Here is a 16,090-nt window from a genome sequence, read left to right as displayed (position 1 = left end):
GTGACAAGGCATACTTTCACTCACCCACTTAACCTCAATCCACACCGAATGTAGCCATGCTGCTCATACCTGCCATCGACCTTAAGGACGGTCATTGTGTGCGCCTCAAACAAGGCGATATGGACAAAGCCACCGTGTTTTCCGAAGACCCCGCCGAAATGGCGCGGCATTGGCTGAAACAGGGTGCACGACGGCTGCATCTGGTGGATCTGAACGGCGCGTTCGCCGGCAAGCCCAAGAACGAGGCGGCGGTGAAGGCGATCATCAAGGCCGTGCGCGAGTTCGCCGTCGAGAACGACACCGAAGAAATTCCCATTCAGCTGGGCGGCGGTATCCGCGACCTCGACACGATCGAGCGCTATCTGGACGACGGCCTGTCTTACATCATCATCGGCACGGCGGCAGTGAAGAATCCCGGCTTTCTACATGATGCGTGCAGCGCCTTCCCCGGCCAGATCATCGTCGGCCTCGACGCCAAGGATGGTAAGGTGGCTACCGATGGCTGGAGCAAGCTGTCCGGGCATGAAGTGATCGACCTGGCAAAAAAATTTGAGGATTACGGCTGCGAAGCCATTGTCTACACCGACATCGGACGCGACGGCATGATGGCCGGCGTCAACATTGAGGCGACGGTCAAGCTGGCCAAGAGCATGACCATCCCGGTGATCGCATCCGGCGGCGTGCATGACATCAAGGATGTCGAAGCACTATGCGCAGTTCAGGATGAGGGCATCGAAGGCGTGATCTGCGGCCGCTCGATTTATGAAGGAACCCTCGATCTGCGTGCAGCGCAGGACCGGGCGGATGAACTGAGCGGCTTTGAAGAAGCGGCAGAAGAAGACGAAGCATGACCCTTGCCAAACGCATCATCCCTTGCCTGGACGTGACTGCCGGCCGTGTGGTCAAGGGCGTCAATTTCGTCGAGCTGCGCGATGCCGGTGATCCGGTGGAAATCGCGCGGCGCTACGACGAGCAGGGCGCGGATGAGCTGACATTCCTTGACATCACCGCCACTTCCGACGAACGCGACCTGATCCTGCACATCATCGAAGCAGTGGCATCCCAGGTATTCATTCCCCTGACGGTGGGCGGTGGCGTGCGCACGGTGGACGATGTGCGCCGCCTGCTGAATGCCGGAGCCGACAAGATCAGCGTCAACAGTGCTGCGGTTGCCAACCCACAACTGGTGTTTGACGCTTCCCAGAAGTACGGTTCCCAATGCATCGTGGTGGCGATTGACGCCAAGAAGGCCGGCGAAGGCAAGTGGGAAGTGTTCACTCATGGCGGACGCAAGCCGACCGGTCTTGACGTGGTCGAGTGGGCACAAAAGATGGAAAGCCTGGGTGTCGGCGAAATCCTCCTGACCAGCATGGATCGCGACGGCACCCGCAGCGGCTTCGATCTTGCACTGACGCGCGCGGTATCGGACGCGGTATCGGTTCCCGTGATCGCTTCCGGCGGCGTGGGCGGACTGCAGGATCTGGCGGATGGTATCCAGGTCGGCAAGGCAGACGCGGTGCTGGCCGCCAGCATCTTCCATTACGGCCAGCATACGGTCCAGGAAGCCAAGCGTTTCATGGCCGAGCGCAACATCCCGATGAGACTGGCATGAATATACGGGCAGCCTGGCTGAACAAGGTGAAATGGGATGAGCACGGCCTGGTGCCGGTCATCGCGCAGGAAGCTGGCTCCAACGATGTGCTGATGTTTGCCTGGATGAACCGGGAGGCGCTGGCCCGGACGGTGGAGCTGGGCGAAGCGGTGTATTGGAGCCGCTCGCGCAAGAAGCTGTGGCACAAGGGCGAAGAGTCAGGCCATATCCAGAAAGTGCATGAAATTCGCCTGGACTGCGACGAAGACGTGGTGCTGCTCAAGGTGGAGCAGGTCGGCAAAATCGCCTGTCACACCGGCCGGCATTCCTGCTTTTATCAGAAGTTCGAAGGCGCCGCCGACAACGGCACTTGGGAAGCCGTCGAACCGGTGCTGAAAGATCCGGAACATATTTACAAGTGAACATGGGGTGCGCCAATTGGCCTGTCCCGGCTGAGAGCGGAAGACGGCCATGCCGTCGAAATATATGAGTGAAACACTGAAACGCCTGGCCAATGTGATCGAATCACGCAAACTGGTCAACGGCGGGGATCCGGACAAGTCCTATGTGGCCCGCCTGTTTTCCAAGGGTGACGATGCGATCCTGAAAAAAATCGGTGAAGAAGCCACCGAAACCGTGATGGCAGCCAAGGACGCGCGCTTTACCGGCGACAAGTCCAAGGTACTGTATGAGTGTGCCGATTTGTGGTTCCATTCAATGATCATGCTGGCACAATTCGACCTGACGCCGCAGGATGTATTGAATGAACTGGCTCGCCGCGAAGGCATTTCAGGGATCGAGGAAAAAGCGAATCGCAAATTGATGGAGCGGGAGCAAAACGGAGACTGATGGTCGCAAGCTTTGCGTCGGCGATTCCGCAACGATTTTTTTGGTGCAAGGCTCTTTGGCTATATGTGTTTGAGCCGACCCGGAATTACCGAATTTAAACATTCATCCTTATCCGAAAGCCATGACAAACTGCATCTTCTGCAAGATCGCTGCCAGGCAAATCCCGTCCAAGACAGTGTATGAAGACGAGGACCTGATCGCCTTCCATGACATCAATCCGGCAGCGCCCGTACATCTCCTGATTGTGCCCAAGCAGCATATTGATACATTGGCAGATTGTGATGAGAGGCATGCTGCTTTGTTGGGTAAAATGATGTTGCTGGCGCCGAAGCTCGCACAAGACCAAGGCTGCGGCTACACCAGCAACGGCGATGGCGCTGCTGGCAAGGGCGGGTTCAAGACGCTTTTCAATACCGGACCGGATGGGGGCCAAGAGGTGTACCATCTTCATCTGCATGTTATCGGCGGGCCGCGTCCCTGGCGTGGCATGCGATAAGCAGCTTTGGGCGTCTGAAGTAGGAATTGTCATCGGACTTGTGTCCGGCTAGGAGAAGAAAATGGGTTCGTTTAGCATTTGGCACTGGTTGATCGTGCTGATCGTGGTGATGCTGGTGTTCGGTACGAAAAAGCTCGGCAATATCGGCACCGACCTTGGCAAGGCGGTCAGGGGCTTCAAGGAAGGCATCAAGTCCGAAGAAGAAAAGCCTACGGCGCCGGTCGCTGACAAGACCACGATTGACGTGGATGCAAAAGAAAAGAGCAAAGGTTGATGCTTGCGCTGCCGCTGTGCATAAGCACGCGGCCCGAGCCGACCTTTTCTTCTTTGACTGTCCAGCATGATTGATCTCGGCCTTTCCAAGCTCGCCTTGATCGGGGTTGTCGCCTTGATCGTCGTCGGCCCCGAGCGCCTGCCCAAGGTGGCGCGCATGGCCGGTACCCTGTTTGGTCGCGCGCAGCGCTACCTCAATGAAGTCAAGTCGGAAGTGAGCCGGGAAATCGAGCTGGAAGAGCTGCGCAAGATGCAGAAGGATATGCAGGATACTGCAAGTAACTTCGAGCAAAGCTTTGCAAAAGACGTCTCGGAAGTCCAGAGCGATCTGAAGTCGGCGTGGAGTGATCCTACCCATGATGGCGTGTCAGCCGATCCGCTGCGGGAACCTCCGAATCCCGAACAGATTGCAGTGAAAGCCAAGGACTTCCGGCGCAAGAAGCTGGCCCGCACTTCGGCCATTCCCTCCTGGTACAAGCGGCACAATGGTTACCGGACCCACGTGATTTCAGGCGCGGCACGTGTCGCCAAGTACCGGCCTGCTGGCGCCGCCCGCAAGTCTCCCGTCTCTTTCTACTAATGGCTGAAGATCAATTCAAGACAGGTGCGGAAGACACCTTCATTTCGCATCTGGTCGAACTGCGTAACCGCATCCTCAAGGCGGCTGCGGCGGTTCTTCTGGTGTTTTTCGGCCTGATGCCCTGGGCCGGCAAAATCTACGACATGCTCGCCATCCCGATGATGGCCGCGCTGCCGACGGGAAGCAAAATGATCGCTACCGGCGTGATCACTCCCTTCCTGATTCCGGTAAAGGTGACGCTCCTGCTCGCCTTCCTCATCGCGCTGCCGTGGGTGCTCTACCAGGCATGGGCATTCGTCGCGCCGGGTTTGTATGCGCATGAAAAGCGCCTGGTCGCGCCACTGGTGATCTCGTCATCGATCCTGTTCGTCATCGGCGTGGCATTCTGTTATTTCTTCGTGTTCGGCGTGATCTTCAAGTTCATCAACGAATTCGCACCGAAGTCGATTACAGTGGCGCCGGATATCGAAAGCTATTTCGGCTTCGTGATGACGATGTTCATTGCGTTCGGCATGACTTTCGAAGTCCCGGTCATCGTGATCGTGCTGGTGCGGATAGGGCTGGTGACAGTCGACAAGCTGAAGGAGATGCGTCCCTACGTCATCGTTGCCGCTTTCATCATCGCCGCCGTGGTGACGCCGCCGGACATCATGAGCCAGATGCTGCTGGCCATGCCGCTCTGGCTGCTGTTCGAAGCCGGCCTGCTGGTGGCGCCGCTATTCGTGCGCGCGACGCAGGCGCCGGAAGAAGTGGAAGAAACCTAAGCTGCCGGCACCGCCTGTTTTACCTGGCGCAGCCAGGCGATCAGCGGGTAGGCATCCTTGAAGCCGGCAGCAATCTCTTTTTCCAGATCTGCCGGAATTTTCTTTTTCAGGCTCGTTTCTTTCCAAACGATAAAGCTTTTGAGCTTCAGATATTCGATGTGCGGCGCGTCCGCATCGAAGCCCTTGGGCGGGCGCGTGAGCTTGCCTTCCTCCTGCAAGTCGCCAAAGGTCTCGACCAGCCGCCTGTTCTTCAGTAGCTTCGCAAATCCTGCCGCATCCTCGACTACCTGTTGGCGTATGGCCCGCAAGCGGTCGGGTGGCGGCATGTATTCGCCGCCGGCCACCAGCAGCATTCCGTTTGCATCAATGTGAAAGTAATAGGCTGGACCGCCGCCCTGGCTTGGCTTTTTCAGCCCGCTCGCAGTAATTGCCGCTGAAAATGTGGTTTTGTAAGGGCTCTTGTCATGGGAAAACCGCATGTCGCGGTTAATGCGGAACAAGGCCTTTTTCGGATTGCAATCGGCGACCGCCGGATCGAATCTGCTGATGTCCGCAATCAGGCGGGTGACCAGTTCGCAGAATTCCGCGCGCAGGATGTCATAACGCGGCTTGTTCATGACGAACCAGGCGCGCTTGTTGTTTTCCGAAAGTTCTGCAAGGAATTGGATCAGGTCGCGTGTGTGCACGATGCTTATTCCTGTTCTTGGCGCTGCGGCCGCGGACGCCGGCCAACGGTGATGTCGAGCACCGATTCCTGGTTTTTGCGCAGTACGGTCATCTTCACCCGCCGCCCAGGCGTCAGCTGGGCAATGAGGTTCAACATTTCGGTGGTGTCATTGACCGGTTTGCCATCGACGGCCACGAGAATGTCGCCCGGCCGCATGCCGGCCCGGTCCGCGGGGGCGCCCTTCAATACGCCGGCAATGATCGCGCCCGACTTCCGGTTCAGGCCGAAGCTTTCCGCCAGTTCCGGAGTGATGTCCTGGGGCTCGACGCCGATCCAGCCACGCACTACCTGGCCGGTGGTGATGATGGATTCCATGACGGTTTTCACCGTGCTGACCGGGATTGCAAAGCCGATGCCGAGCGAACCGCCGCTACGCGAATAAATCGCGGTATTGATTCCGAGGAGATTGCCGCGGGTGTCGATCAGGGCGCCACCGGAATTCCCGGGATTGATCGCCGCATCAGTCTGGATGAAGTTTTCAAAGGTGTTGATGCCGAGATGATTGCGGCCGAGCGCGGAAATGATGCCCATCGTGACCGTCTGGCCGACACCGAAAGGATTGCCGATGGCGAGCACCACGTCGCCGACGCGCGCCTGTTCCACATGCCCGAGTGTGATGCTGGGCAGGTTTTGCATATTGATCTTGATGACGGCGAGGTCGGTTTCCGGATCGGTGCCAACCAGCTTGCCCACCGCCTTGCGGCCGTCGGCCAGCGCCACCTCGATCTCGTCCGCCGCTTCCACCACATGGTTATTAGTCAGGATGAAGCCTTCCGAGCTGACCACCACGCCGGAGCCCAGGCTGTACTGCCTTTCGTCCTGTTCGCCGAAGAATCGCCTGAACAGGGGATCATCCATGAAGGGATGATTCGGCTCCTTCATTCCTTTTGTGGTGTAAATGTTGACGACCGCCGGCATGGAGCGCTGGGCGGCATTGCGATAAGAATCCTGTGCGGGCGCAGCGCTCGCCGGGGCTTCCAGCAGCGGGACGGTGGAGGAGGCGATTTGCACGCCATGCAGGCTGCCGCCCGTCACCCGGGCCCAATCCGGTTTCAAGGTCGCTACAATGAACCAAATCGCCAGACCGACCGTTACGGTCTGGGCAAACAATAACCAGAGGCGTCGCATAAAGGAATGTCAGAAATGAGCAAGGGACAGGTAGATAGGGACGAATTTACAAAATATCTAGAGCAAACCCTTGATATTAATCGCTTTCGTGATTATTGCCCAAACGGAATCCAGGTTGAAGGCAGAGCGACGATCCGACGCTTGGTGACCGGCGTCACCGCTAGCCTGGCACTGATCGAGGCCGCTATCGATGCGGGAGCGGATGCGATTCTGGTGCATCACGGCTATTTCTGGCGCGGGGAAGATGCACGCGTCATCGGGCAAAAGCAGAAGCGGCTGAAGCTGCTGCTCGGGAACGACATCAGCCTGTTCGCCTATCATCTGCCGCTCGATATGCATCCCGAGTTCGGCAATAACGTCCAGCTGGCACGCCGACTGGCTTTGCATCCCGACGGGCGCTTCGGCGAAGACAGCCTGGGCTGGCTCGGGACCGCCGACGGTGTCAGGACGGTCGGCGACCTTGCGAACCTGATCGAAGCGCGCCTGGAGCGTACGCCGCTGATCATCGGCGACCTGCACCAGCCGCTCGGACGCATCGGCTGGTGCACGGGCGCTGCGCAAAACATGCTCGGCGCGGCGATTGAGGCCGGCGCGACTGCTTACCTCAGCGGAGAAATCTCGGAACCGACCGTCCATCTCGCGCGGGAGAGCGGGGTGGCCTATCTCGCTTGCGGCCATCATGCGACCGAGCGTTATGGCGTCCAGGCGCTGGGCGACCACCTCGCGGCACAATTTGGTATACACCACCAATTTGTCGACATTGCCAATCCAGTCTGATAAGTTACCGCCATTTGGTTGCATTCCTGCATTCAGGCATGAATCGCGGACTATGATCATCGCAAGCGAGAGACAAGCAATGCTGCAAAAAACGGCGGGACGTCCGCTTGACGTCATGGTGGTTGAGGACGACCCGGTGACGCGCAAGACCTTGTGCCTGGGGATCAAGGCAGAGCCTTCGCTGCGGCTGGCTGCCGACTTCGACAATATCTACCAGGCGTTGACCTGGCTGGAAACGGGAACTGTCGACGTGTTGCTGACGGATCTTGGCCTCCCGGATGGCTCCGGTCTGGAGGTGATCAAGGCCTGCGCCCGTAACCATCCGCATTGCGACATCATGGTTGTGACGATTTCCAGCGACGAAGAGAACGTGCTGGCTTCCATTGAAGCGGGTGCATCCGGCTATATCCTGAAGGATGCCGGCCGTATCGATGTCGCGCGCTCCATCCTGGATATGCGTGCGGGCGGGGCGCCGATGAGTCCGACGATTGCGCGCATGGTGCTGGCAAAGATGCGCAACAAGAAGCCCGAAGCCGAGGCTGCCGCGGTCGAGGAAGCCGAGCCCGTCACCCTGACCAAGCGAGAAGCTGCAATTCTCGAACTGATTGCACATGGCGGCAGCTACGGCGAAGTCGCGCGTGTACTGTCGGTGTCGGTCGGTACCGTACAGACGCATATCAAGAATATTTACGCCAAGCTTTCGGTGCATTCCCGAGGCGAGGCAGTGTTCGAGGCACATCGGCGCGGCTTGCTGCAGTTGGGGCGCCCCAAACCGGAATGACGCCAAGGCTCGTCCTTCCTTTTCGCAGAAAAAGTCTGTCGTGAGGCTGCATTTTCCCCGAATCCGGCAGCCATTTCTGCGTGTTCCTTAAGTTCTCCGCGATCGAAGCCGCGCCGGCGCGACGCCGAAGTGCCGGATTTTCAAGCGGCCGCGGTTGTTCCCCCACCCCCCCTTAAAACCCGATGTTGCGCAACGGAATAGTGATTCCCTTTAAATCAGTTTCGGCGTCCGCTATAATCGCAGGTTGCAAGAAGTTCAAACAGGTTTGGCATTTTCACTTATTGGGGTTGGTATGAGTAACGAAAAGCAGGTCGATTCCGGTCGGCGCGGCTTGCTCGTCGCCACATGTGCGGCGGGCGGTGTGGCCGGGTTGGCCACTGCCGGGGCCTTTGTGTCCACCTTCCAGCCGTCGGAGCGGGCGAAAGCCGCGGGCGCACCGGTGGAAGTGGATATCTCGGACCTGGCGCCAGGGGAGATGAAGACAGTCGAGTGGCGCGGCAAGCCCGTGTGGATTTTGAAGCGTTCGCCAGCCATGGTGGCGGAACTGCCCAAGCTTGATCCTCTGCTCGCAGACCCCAAGTCGCAGCGCAATCCGGATGACCTGACTCCGCCGTATGCCCGCAACGAGCATCGCTCGATCAAACCCGACGTCCTGGTTGCGGTTGGTATCTGTTCCCATCTCGGCTGCTCGCCAACTGCCAGATTCCAGGCCGGCCCGCAGCCTTCGCTGCCGGATGACTGGGCTGGCGGATTCCTGTGCCCCTGCCACGGTTCCACATTCGACCTTGCTGGCCGCGTATTCAAGAACAAGCCGGCGCCGGATAACCTGCAAGTGCCGCGTCACATGTATGTAGGCGACACCAAGCTGGTGATTGGTAAAGACGAGAAAGGCGAAGCTTAATCATCATGTCGACACAACAAAAACCAACCGGCACCCCTGTGCCATTCTCGGGCAGGGCCCTGGAGTGGATTGATCAGCGTTTTCCGCTTTCTTCTACCTGGAAAGCTCACGTATCGGAATACTACGCGCCCAAGAATTTCAACTTCTGGTATGCATTCGGGTCTCTGGCTCTGCTGGTGCTGGTCATCCAGATCGTCACCGGCATTTTCCTGGTGATGCACTACAAACCGGATGCCAACCTTGCGTTCGCTTCGGTTGAGTACATCATGCGTGATGTGCCCTGGGGTTGGCTGGTGCGCTACATGCACTCGACTGGCGCCTCGGCATTCTTCATCGTCGTTTACCTGCACATGGTGCGTGGCCTGCTCTATGGCTCCTATCGCAAGCCGCGTGAACTCGTCTGGCTGTTCGGCGTCGCCATTTTCCTGTGCCTGATGGCAGAGGCCTTTTTCGGCTATCTGCTCCCCTGGGGGCAGATGTCGTACTGGGGGGCGCAGGTCATTGTGAACCTGTTCGGTGCAATCCCGTTCATCGGTCCTGACCTGTCGCTCTGGATTCGCGGCGATTATGTGGTCTCCGATGCGACCTTGAACCGTTTCTTCTCCTTCCACGTGATCGCCATTCCGCTGGTCCTGATCGGACTCGTGGTTGCGCACATCGTCGCCTTGCACGAAGTCGGTTCCAATAATCCGGACGGCATCGAGATCAAGAAGAACAAGGACGCCAACGGCATACCGCTCGACGGCATTCCTTTCCATCCGTATTACACGGTGCACGATGTGCTGGCTGCCGCGGTCTTCCTGATCGTGTTCAGCACCGTCGTCTTCTTTGCTCCGGAAATGGGAGGCTACTTCCTTGAGTACAACAATTTCATCCCGGCTGATCCGCTGAAGACACCGCCGCACATTGCTCCGGTCTGGTACTTCACGCCGTTCTACTCGATTCTGCGTGCCACTACCTCCCAATTCATGTACTGGCTGGCCGCTGGCGTCATCGCTTATGTGGCCCTGATTTTTGTCAAGACCAGGCTGCGCGGCACGGTCAAGGCGGCGATTGCTGTCATTGCGGTGCTTGCGCTGATCGGCATGTTCACTTTTGACGCGAAATTCTGGGGCGTGGTCCTGATGGGCGTTTCCGTACTGATCCTCGGCGCGCTGCCGTGGCTCGATCATTCCGAAGTGAAGTCGATCCGCTATCGTCCGGGCTGGCACATGTATGTGTATCTCGTGTTCGGTGTCGCGTTCCTCATCCTCGGCTATCTCGGTGTCTTGCCGCCGACCGAAACCCGCACGATTGTGGCCCAGGTCTGCACCTTCATCTACTTCGGCTTCTTCTTGCTGATGCCCTGGTGGAGCACGATGGGCAAGTTCAAGCCCGTGCCTGATCGCGTCACCTACCAGCCGCACTAAGGTGTAAAAGGGATATGACAATCATGAAATTGCTGAAAAATTTGATTGCGGCTCTGGCATTGGCGCCGACACTGGCCTTGGCTGCCGAGGGTGGTTTTCCCCTTGACAAGGCTCCTGACCGGACCACAGACCTTGCCGCGTTGCAAAACGGCGCAAAGCTGTTCGTCAACCATTGCCTGAACTGCCACTCGGCGTCGGCAATGCGTTACAACCGCCTGAAAGATATCGGCCTGACTGAAGACCAGATCAAGAACAACCTGCTCTTCACCTCCGAAAAGGTCGGCGACCTGATGAAGGTTGCGATGCCTGCCAAGGATGCCAAAGCCTGGTTCGGTGCAGTGCCGCCGGATCTCTCGGTAATTGCCCGCGCCAAGGCATCCGAAGCCGGAACCGGCCCTGATTGGCTGTACACTTATCTGCGGACGTTCTACCGTGACGATACGCGTCCGACCGGCTGGAATAATCTGGTATTCCCGAACGTCGGCATGCCTCATGTCCTCTGGGAGTTGCAAGGCGTGAACAGGGCGAAGTTCGTCGAAGAAAAGGATCCGCACGATCCTGCCAAGACGGTAGAGAAATTTGTCGGTTTCGAGCAGGTCAGGCCAGGCAAGATGACTCCGATCGAGTATGACAATGCAGTCGCCGATCTCGTTGGATACCTCCAGTGGATGGCGGAGCCGGCGCAGAATGCGCGCAAGCGTCTCGGGGTCTGGGTATTGCTCTACCTTGGTTTCTTCCTGGTGCTTGCCTGGCGTTTGAACGCATCTTATTGGAAAAACGTCAAGTAAGATTTAGCGCCCGCCTTGCGGGCAGTTGATTTCGGGGTGAGCCGTAAAGCGTCTCACCCTCTTTGTTTCTGAGGAACTGCAAAATGATGGTTCTTTATTCGGGCACAACCTGCCCATTTTCCCAGCGTTGCCGTCTCGTCTTGTTCGAAAAGGGCATGGATTTCGAGATTCGCGATGTCGACTTGTTCAACAAGCCGGAAGACATTTCGGTCATGAACCCTTATGGCCAGGTTCCGATCCTGGTCGAACGGGACTTGATCCTGTACGAGTCCAACATCATCAACGAATACATCGACGAGCGCTTCCCGCATCCGCAACTGATGCCGGCAGACCCGCTGATGCGTGCGCGGGCACGCTTGATGCTGTTCAACTTCGAAAAGGAATTGTTCATCCACGTGCACACGCTCGAGAATGACAAGTCGAAGGGTGCGGAAAAGCAGCACGAGAAAGCACGCGCGGAAATTCGCGACCGCCTAACCACGCTTGCGCCATTGTTCCTGAAGAACAAGTACATGCTGGGCGATGAGTTCTCGATGCTGGATGTGGCGATTGCGCCGTTGCTGTGGCGTCTCGACCATTACGGCATCGAACTGTCGAAGACTGCGGCGCCGCTGATGAAATATGCTGAAAGGATTTTCTCCCGGCCGGCATATATCGAGGCATTGACGCCCTCGGAAAAAGTAATGCGGCGTTGACCGGCATTGTTGCCATTCCTGCATGCCTGCGCCCAGTGCAGGTTTGCCGATATTCGGCGATACTGCCTGGCGTGTATCTGACATAGACGGCTTCGGCCGTCCGGGTCTTCAAATCATGTCCGAAATTTCTACCAAGCCTTATCTACTTCGCGCCATCTACGAGTGGTGTACCGACAATGGGTACACCCCGTATGTCGCAGCGGCAGTGGATGCACGCACACGCGTGCCAAGGGAGTATGTCAAGAATGGTGAAATCGTCTTGAACATCAGTTTTGCCGCCACCAGCGGATTGAAGATGGAGAATGATTTCATTAGCTTCCATGCACGCTTTGGCGGTGTATCAAGAGAAGTATCGGTGCCGGTAGACAATGTTGTCGCGATCTATGCGCGGGAGAATGGACAGGGCATGGCATTCGAAGTGTCGCGGCCTTCCTCGACGCCGGAAGAAAGCAGCCAGGCAAATAAGGACGACGCTGGTTCTTCCGGGCCAGCTTTGACCGCAGTGCCGCCATCGCAGCAGGAATCCGGAGAGGGTAATGCTTCGGACAATCCGGACGACAATAACGATCCACCGAAAAAAGGTGGCAGGCCTACACTTACCCGCATCAAATAAACTATAATTACGTTCCTTTTCAGTTTCCGCCGGCTTAGCTCATCTGGTAGAGCAGTTGATTTGTAATCATCAGGTGGCGGGTTCGAGTCCTGCAGCCGGCACCAATAAAAAACCCATGCTCAGAAATGTGCATGGGTTTTTTCTTGCGCGGCCACTTTCAGCGCCGCGAGTTGGAATCTCTGTATTCAAGGCCGCCGTATGCGCTGCGCACTTCTCAAATCGCAACTTTCATGCCGTTCCATCGTGGCGCCAGGTCATGTCCTATCCCAAACAGATCGAGGGCGCGCCCGACAGTGTGGTCAACCATTTCGTCGATGGATTGCGGCCGCTGGTAGAACGCCGGCAAGGGCGGGAAGATGATGCCGCCCATTTCGGTCACAGCAGTCATGTTGCGCAGGTGGGCAAGATTGAAGGGCGTTTCGCGCACCATCAGCACCAGCCGGCGCCGTTCCTTCAGCACCACGTCGCCTGCGCGGGAAATCAGGTTGTCCGAAAGTCCGTGAGCAATCGACGCGAGCGTCTTCATCGAACATGGGGCGACGATCATGCCTTCCGATTGAAAGGAGCCGCTGGCGATCGAGGCTCCTACATCGCGGACGCTGTACGTGACATGCGCGAGGGCTTCAACCTCCTTGCGATGCATCTCGAGTTCCTGGTGCAGACTGAGTACGCCGGCATCGGAAATCAGAAAATGGGTCTCGATGCCGGGCATGACCCGCAAAACCTGCAGAAGCCGCACGCCATACACGGCGCCGGTAGCGCCGGTAAGCGCAATGATCAGGCGCCGCGGAGCAGACATGGAGGAAGGCGAAGCGTCAGTGAACGCTTGCCTCAGCCTTTCAGGACGGTTTGCAATTCACCGGACTCGAACATCTCGCTCATGATGTCCGAGCCGCCGATGAACTCGCCGCGCACATACAACTGCGGGATGGTCGGCCAGTTCGAGAACTCCTTGATGCCCTGGCGTACTTCCGGGTCTTCCAGCACATTGACCGTCACGATATTGTCGACGCCGCAGGCTTTCAGGATTTGCACTGCGCGCCCGGAAAAGCCGCATTGCGGGAATTGCGCGGTCCCCTTCATGAACAGCACGACCGGATTGTTGGTCACGGTCTCTTTGATCCAGTTTTGTACATCGCTCATGACATCACCTCAAAAAATTCGGAATATCGCCATTATATGAAAAAGGCGTTGCCGATGCGGGCGTGGCAAAAATGCGCGCAGCGATGACAGCCGACCGCGCATGCACGCGAAGAATAAAAAAAAGCGGTTGCCGTCAGGACAACCGCTTTTTCCCTTTGTGGACAGGCGTGCTATCGCTTGAGCTTGGCGAACGCAGCCGCCATCGCATTGTTCACCGCCGGCTGGCGTGACTGCTGCTGATGCTGCGCAAGACGCTTCGCATCATTGCGGTCGCCGCGCTGCTCGGGTTTCGATCCGGTTGCTGCCGGTGTATCCGCAAGGCGCATCGTCAAGGCAATGCGCTTGCGCTTCTCATCCACTTCCAGCACCTTCACCTTCACCACCTGCCCGGCTTTCACGACGCTATGCGGATCGCGCACGAAGGTGTTGGACAGGGCCGAGATATGCACCAGGCCATCCTGATGCACGCCGATATCCACGAAGGCGCCGAAAGCGGCGACGTTGGTGACTACACCTTCGAGAATCATGCCCGGCTGCAAATCCTTGATGTCTTCCACGCCCTCCTTGAAGGTCGCCGTCGTAAATTCCGGGCGTGGGTCGCGGCCGGGTTTTTCGAGTTCCTTGAGGATGTCGGTGATCGTCGGCACGCCGAATTTTTCATCCGCGTACTTGGCCGGCGTGAGCGTTTTCAGCAGCTTGCCGTCGCCAATCACTTCCTTCACATCCTTCTTGATGTCGGCCAGAATTTTTTGCACGACCGGATAGGATTCCGGGTGCACGGCGGATGCATCGAGCGGATTCTCGCCGCCCATGATGCGCAGGAAGCCGGCCGCCTGCTCGAACGTCTTTTCTCCCAGGCGCGGCACTTCACGCAGCGCGGCACGGGAAGCGAACATGCCTTTCATGTCGCGATAAGACACGATGCTTTGCGCCACGCTCGCGTTCAGACCGGATACGCGTGCCAGCAGGGGAGCGGAGGCGGTATTCACGTCAACGCCGACCGCGTTCACGCAATCCTCGACCACTGCATCCAGCGAACGCGCCAACTGGCTCTGGCTCACGTCATGCTGGTACTGGCCGACACCGATCGATTTCGGATCGATCTTCACCAGTTCCGCCAGCGGATCCTGCAGGCGGCGCGCGATCGATACCGCGCCGCGCAGCGAAACATCCAGCTCCGGTAATTCGCGCGATGCATATTCCGATGCGGAGTACACCGACGCTCCCGCCTCGGACACTACGATTTTGGTCAGCTTCAGTTCCGGATGGCGCTTGATCAAGTCCTGCGCCAGCTTGTCGGTCTCACGCGAGGCCGTGCCGTTGCCAATCGAAACCAGTGCAACATTATGCTTCCTGGCGAGCAGGGCGAGGGTGTGCAGCGAGCCTTCCCAATCGTTGCGCGGCTGGTGCGGATAAATCGTCGCCGTATCCACCACCTTGCCGGTGGCGTCGACCACTGCGACCTTCACCCCGGTGCGCAGGCCCGGGTCGAGGCCCATGGTCGCGCGCGGTCCGGCAGGCGCGGCAAGCAGCAGATCCTTCAGGTTGCGCGCAAAGACGTTGATCGCCTCGGCTTCCGCCCGCTCGCGCAGGCTGGTCATCAATTCAGTTTCCAGGTGCATGAACACTTTCACCCGCCAGGCCCAGCGCACCGTGTCCGACAGCCACTTGTCCGCCGGACGTCCCTGGTTGCTGATGCCGAAGCGCGCCGCGATCCGGCCTTCGCAGGGATTGTGTGGCGCATCCCATTTCGGCTTTTCTCCCTCGCTGTCGAGGCGCAGCGAGACAGTCAGCATTTCCTCGCGGCGGCCGCGGAACAGCGCCAGCGCGCGGTGCGAAGGGATGGTGCCGATGGTTTCGGAATAGTCGAAATAATCCGCGAACTTCGCACCTGCATCTTCCTTGCCCTCCACGACTTTCGATTCCACCACGCCGTGCTCAGTCAGGTATTCGCGCAGGGCCTGCAGCAGCGTCGCATCCTCGGCGAAGCGCTCCATCAGGATTTGACGCGCGCCATCCAGCGCTGCCTTCGCATCCGGCACGCCCGGGTTGTCGCCATTGTCGGTGGTGAACGCCGGTTTCAAATACTTCGCCGCTTCCTCTTCCGGGTTCAGGCTCGGATCGGCGAGCAGCGCATCGGCCAGTTCCGTCAGGCCGGCTTCCGCCGCAATCTGCGCCTTGGTGCGGCGCTTCGGCTTGTAGGGGAGATAGAGGTCTTCCAGCCGGGTCTTGTCTTCCGCATGGGTGATCGCATCCAGCAGTCCCGGCGTCATCTTGCCCTGTTCTTCGATCGAGGCAATGATCGCAGCACGCCGATCTTCCAGCTCGCGCAGATAGCGCAGCCGCTCTTCCAGCAGCCGCAACTGCGCATCGTCCAGCCCGCCCGTGGCTTCCTTCCGGTAGCGGGCGATGAAGGGCACGGTCGCGCCTTCATCGAGGAGGGCTACGGCGGCAGCGACTTGTACGGGTTTGGCGGAGAGTTCTACGGCAAGACGTTGTTCGATGGAGGGCAGCATGTAAACCTGAAATGAGAAAAAATCCAGCGGCAGATGATACGCAAATTATGCGAGCCTGC

Annotated in this window: 20 protein-coding genes and 1 tRNA gene; 16 read left to right on the top strand and 5 right to left on the bottom strand. The window is 58.3% G+C overall.

From position 1 onward, the window contains the following. Window positions 1-56 precede the first annotated feature (56 nt). The 8 genes from hisA to tatC all read left to right on the top strand — a co-directional run bounded on the left by hisA (window position 57) and on the right by tatC (window position 4,553). A complete protein-coding gene (gene hisA, locus HGHM_RS01000; protein WP_026075585.1) occupies window positions 57-851 on the top strand; it encodes a 1-(5-phosphoribosyl)-5-[(5-phosphoribosylamino)methylideneamino]imidazole-4-carboxamide isomerase in 795 nt (264 codons plus the stop codon). After that, window positions 848-1,612, top strand: coding sequence for an imidazole glycerol phosphate synthase subunit HisF (hisF, locus tag HGHM_RS00995; protein WP_019139635.1), 765 nt, complete (start codon window positions 848-850; stop codon window positions 1,610-1,612). Before hisA ends, hisF begins: the two co-directional genes overlap by 4 nt. Further along, window positions 1,609-2,013: a phosphoribosyl-AMP cyclohydrolase gene (hisI, locus tag HGHM_RS00990; RefSeq protein WP_019139634.1), complete on the top strand. Its 405-nt coding sequence runs from the start codon at window positions 1,609-1,611 to the stop codon at window positions 2,011-2,013. Before hisF ends, hisI begins: the two co-directional genes overlap by 4 nt. 64 nt (window positions 2,014-2,077) lie before the next feature. Continuing rightward, on the top strand, window positions 2,078-2,440 hold the full coding sequence (locus HGHM_RS00985) for a phosphoribosyl-ATP diphosphatase (RefSeq protein WP_020693798.1): 363 nt from the start codon (window positions 2,078-2,080) through the stop codon (window positions 2,438-2,440). A gap of 121 nt (window positions 2,441-2,561) precedes the next feature. After that, a complete protein-coding gene (locus tag HGHM_RS00980; RefSeq protein ID WP_019139632.1) occupies window positions 2,562-2,936 on the top strand; it encodes a histidine triad nucleotide-binding protein in 375 nt (124 codons plus the stop codon). Window positions 2,937-2,997: 61 nt separating this feature from the next. Next, window positions 2,998-3,210, top strand: a complete 213-nt coding sequence (gene tatA / locus HGHM_RS00975; RefSeq protein WP_019139631.1) for a Sec-independent protein translocase subunit TatA — start codon at window positions 2,998-3,000, stop codon at window positions 3,208-3,210. A 66-nt stretch (window positions 3,211-3,276) separates the two neighbouring features. Continuing rightward, window positions 3,277-3,789 carry a Sec-independent protein translocase protein TatB gene (gene tatB / locus HGHM_RS00970; RefSeq protein WP_019139630.1) on the top strand — a complete coding sequence of 171 codons (513 nt, stop codon included), beginning with the start codon at window positions 3,277-3,279 and terminating at the stop codon, window positions 3,787-3,789. Next, on the top strand, window positions 3,789-4,553 hold the full coding sequence (gene tatC, locus HGHM_RS00965) for a twin-arginine translocase subunit TatC (protein WP_019139629.1): 765 nt from the start codon (window positions 3,789-3,791) through the stop codon (window positions 4,551-4,553). The genes tatB and tatC overlap by 1 nt, the downstream gene beginning before the upstream one ends. Here tatC and HGHM_RS00960 read toward each other — a convergent pair. Continuing rightward, on the bottom strand, window positions 4,550-5,239 hold the full coding sequence (locus HGHM_RS00960) for a DUF2461 domain-containing protein (protein WP_019139628.1): 690 nt from the start codon (window positions 5,237-5,239) through the stop codon (window positions 4,550-4,552). The two genes, tatC and HGHM_RS00960, sit on opposite strands and share 4 nt — an antisense overlap. Window positions 5,240-5,244: 5 nt before the next feature. Then, window positions 5,245-6,408 (bottom strand): Do family serine endopeptidase, encoded by a 1,164-nt coding sequence (locus tag HGHM_RS00955; protein ID WP_026075584.1) that lies wholly within the window; start codon window positions 6,406-6,408, stop codon window positions 5,245-5,247. 15 nt (window positions 6,409-6,423) lie between these two features. Here HGHM_RS00955 and HGHM_RS00950 point away from each other — a divergent pair, with 15 nt between their 5' ends. The 8 genes from HGHM_RS00950 (at window position 6,424) to HGHM_RS00915 (ending at window position 12,476) form a co-directional block, all read left to right on the top strand. After that, complete coding sequence (locus HGHM_RS00950) at window positions 6,424-7,185, top strand: Nif3-like dinuclear metal center hexameric protein (RefSeq protein ID WP_026075583.1); 762 nt, start codon at window positions 6,424-6,426, stop codon at window positions 7,183-7,185. Window positions 7,186-7,264: 79 nt separating this feature from the next. Beyond that, window positions 7,265-7,966, top strand: a complete 702-nt coding sequence (locus HGHM_RS00945; protein WP_034348588.1) for a response regulator — start codon at window positions 7,265-7,267, stop codon at window positions 7,964-7,966. A 292-nt stretch (window positions 7,967-8,258) separates the two neighbouring features. After that, entirely contained in the window at window positions 8,259-8,867 is a 609-nt protein-coding gene (gene petA, locus HGHM_RS00940) for a ubiquinol-cytochrome c reductase iron-sulfur subunit (RefSeq protein WP_019139624.1), read from the top strand. Between the two features lie 5 nt (window positions 8,868-8,872). Beyond that, the gene (locus HGHM_RS00935) at window positions 8,873-10,276 is read left to right on the top strand and encodes a cytochrome b (RefSeq protein WP_019139623.1); all 1,404 of its coding nucleotides are present in this window, start codon (window positions 8,873-8,875) and stop codon (window positions 10,274-10,276) included. A gap of 23 nt (window positions 10,277-10,299) precedes the next feature. Continuing rightward, entirely contained in the window at window positions 10,300-11,064 is a 765-nt protein-coding gene (locus HGHM_RS00930) for a cytochrome c1 (protein ID WP_020693797.1), read from the top strand. Window positions 11,065-11,147: 83 nt separating this feature from the next. Next, complete coding sequence (locus HGHM_RS00925; protein ID WP_019139621.1) at window positions 11,148-11,759, top strand: glutathione S-transferase N-terminal domain-containing protein; 612 nt, start codon at window positions 11,148-11,150, stop codon at window positions 11,757-11,759. 115 nt (window positions 11,760-11,874) lie between these two features. Beyond that, the gene (locus tag HGHM_RS00920; RefSeq protein WP_019139620.1) at window positions 11,875-12,372 is read left to right on the top strand and encodes a ClpXP protease specificity-enhancing factor; all 498 of its coding nucleotides are present in this window, start codon (window positions 11,875-11,877) and stop codon (window positions 12,370-12,372) included. A gap of 28 nt (window positions 12,373-12,400) precedes the next feature. Continuing rightward, window positions 12,401-12,476 (top strand) — tRNA-Thr (locus HGHM_RS00915). A gap of 110 nt (window positions 12,477-12,586) precedes the next feature. Here the strand turns inward: HGHM_RS00915 and HGHM_RS00910 are convergent. The 3 genes from HGHM_RS00910 to HGHM_RS00900 form a co-directional block, all read right to left on the bottom strand. Continuing rightward, complete coding sequence (locus HGHM_RS00910; protein WP_019139619.1) at window positions 12,587-13,171, bottom strand: UbiX family flavin prenyltransferase; 585 nt, start codon at window positions 13,169-13,171, stop codon at window positions 12,587-12,589. Window positions 13,172-13,203: 32 nt separating this feature from the next. After that, window positions 13,204-13,515, bottom strand: a complete 312-nt coding sequence (gene grxD, locus HGHM_RS00905; protein ID WP_019139618.1) for a Grx4 family monothiol glutaredoxin — start codon at window positions 13,513-13,515, stop codon at window positions 13,204-13,206. Window positions 13,516-13,685: 170 nt separating this feature from the next. Then, entirely contained in the window at window positions 13,686-16,031 is a 2,346-nt protein-coding gene (locus HGHM_RS00900) for a Tex family protein (RefSeq protein ID WP_019139617.1), read from the bottom strand. Window positions 16,032-16,090 lie beyond the last annotated feature (59 nt).

The sequence above is a fragment of the Noviherbaspirillum massiliense JC206 genome (assembly GCF_000312045.1).
Taxonomy (GTDB): domain Bacteria; phylum Pseudomonadota; class Gammaproteobacteria; order Burkholderiales; family Burkholderiaceae_D; genus Noviherbaspirillum; species Noviherbaspirillum massiliense.
This window is presented reverse-complemented; position numbering and strand designations above follow the sequence as displayed.

What these genes read in the sequence shown, in the direction of transcription:
- HGHM_RS00930 (WP_020693797.1), top strand. Translation starts at nt 10,300, where the DNA reads ATGAAATTGCTGAAAAATTTGATTGCGGCTCTGGCATTGGCGCCGACA.
- HGHM_RS00985 (WP_020693798.1), top strand. Translation starts at nt 2,078, where the DNA reads ATGAGTGAAACACTGAAACGCCTGGCCAATGTGATCGAATCACGCAAA.
- HGHM_RS00980 (WP_019139632.1), top strand. Translation starts at nt 2,562, where the DNA reads ATGACAAACTGCATCTTCTGCAAGATCGCTGCCAGGCAAATCCCGTCC.
- HGHM_RS00920 (WP_019139620.1), top strand. Translation starts at nt 11,875, where the DNA reads ATGTCCGAAATTTCTACCAAGCCTTATCTACTTCGCGCCATCTACGAG.
- tatA (WP_019139631.1), top strand. Translation starts at nt 2,998, where the DNA reads ATGGGTTCGTTTAGCATTTGGCACTGGTTGATCGTGCTGATCGTGGTG.
- HGHM_RS00925 (WP_019139621.1), top strand. Translation starts at nt 11,148, where the DNA reads ATGATGGTTCTTTATTCGGGCACAACCTGCCCATTTTCCCAGCGTTGC.
- hisA (WP_026075585.1), top strand. Translation starts at nt 57, where the DNA reads ATGCTGCTCATACCTGCCATCGACCTTAAGGACGGTCATTGTGTGCGC.
- hisF (WP_019139635.1), top strand. Translation starts at nt 848, where the DNA reads ATGACCCTTGCCAAACGCATCATCCCTTGCCTGGACGTGACTGCCGGC.
- HGHM_RS00900 (WP_019139617.1), bottom strand. Translation starts at nt 16,031, where the DNA reads ATGCTGCCCTCCATCGAACAACGTCTTGCCGTAGAACTCTCCGCCAAA.
- tatB (WP_019139630.1), top strand. Translation starts at nt 3,277, where the DNA reads ATGATTGATCTCGGCCTTTCCAAGCTCGCCTTGATCGGGGTTGTCGCC.
- petA (WP_019139624.1), top strand. Translation starts at nt 8,259, where the DNA reads ATGAGTAACGAAAAGCAGGTCGATTCCGGTCGGCGCGGCTTGCTCGTC.
- grxD (WP_019139618.1), bottom strand. Translation starts at nt 13,515, where the DNA reads ATGAGCGATGTACAAAACTGGATCAAAGAGACCGTGACCAACAATCCG.
- HGHM_RS00935 (WP_019139623.1), top strand. Translation starts at nt 8,873, where the DNA reads ATGTCGACACAACAAAAACCAACCGGCACCCCTGTGCCATTCTCGGGC.
- HGHM_RS00950 (WP_026075583.1), top strand. Translation starts at nt 6,424, where the DNA reads ATGAGCAAGGGACAGGTAGATAGGGACGAATTTACAAAATATCTAGAG.
- HGHM_RS00955 (WP_026075584.1), bottom strand. Translation starts at nt 6,408, where the DNA reads ATGCGACGCCTCTGGTTATTGTTTGCCCAGACCGTAACGGTCGGTCTG.
- tatC (WP_019139629.1), top strand. Translation starts at nt 3,789, where the DNA reads ATGGCTGAAGATCAATTCAAGACAGGTGCGGAAGACACCTTCATTTCG.
- hisI (WP_019139634.1), top strand. Translation starts at nt 1,609, where the DNA reads ATGAATATACGGGCAGCCTGGCTGAACAAGGTGAAATGGGATGAGCAC.
- HGHM_RS00945 (WP_034348588.1), top strand. Translation starts at nt 7,265, where the DNA reads ATGCTGCAAAAAACGGCGGGACGTCCGCTTGACGTCATGGTGGTTGAG.
- HGHM_RS00910 (WP_019139619.1), bottom strand. Translation starts at nt 13,171, where the DNA reads ATGTCTGCTCCGCGGCGCCTGATCATTGCGCTTACCGGCGCTACCGGC.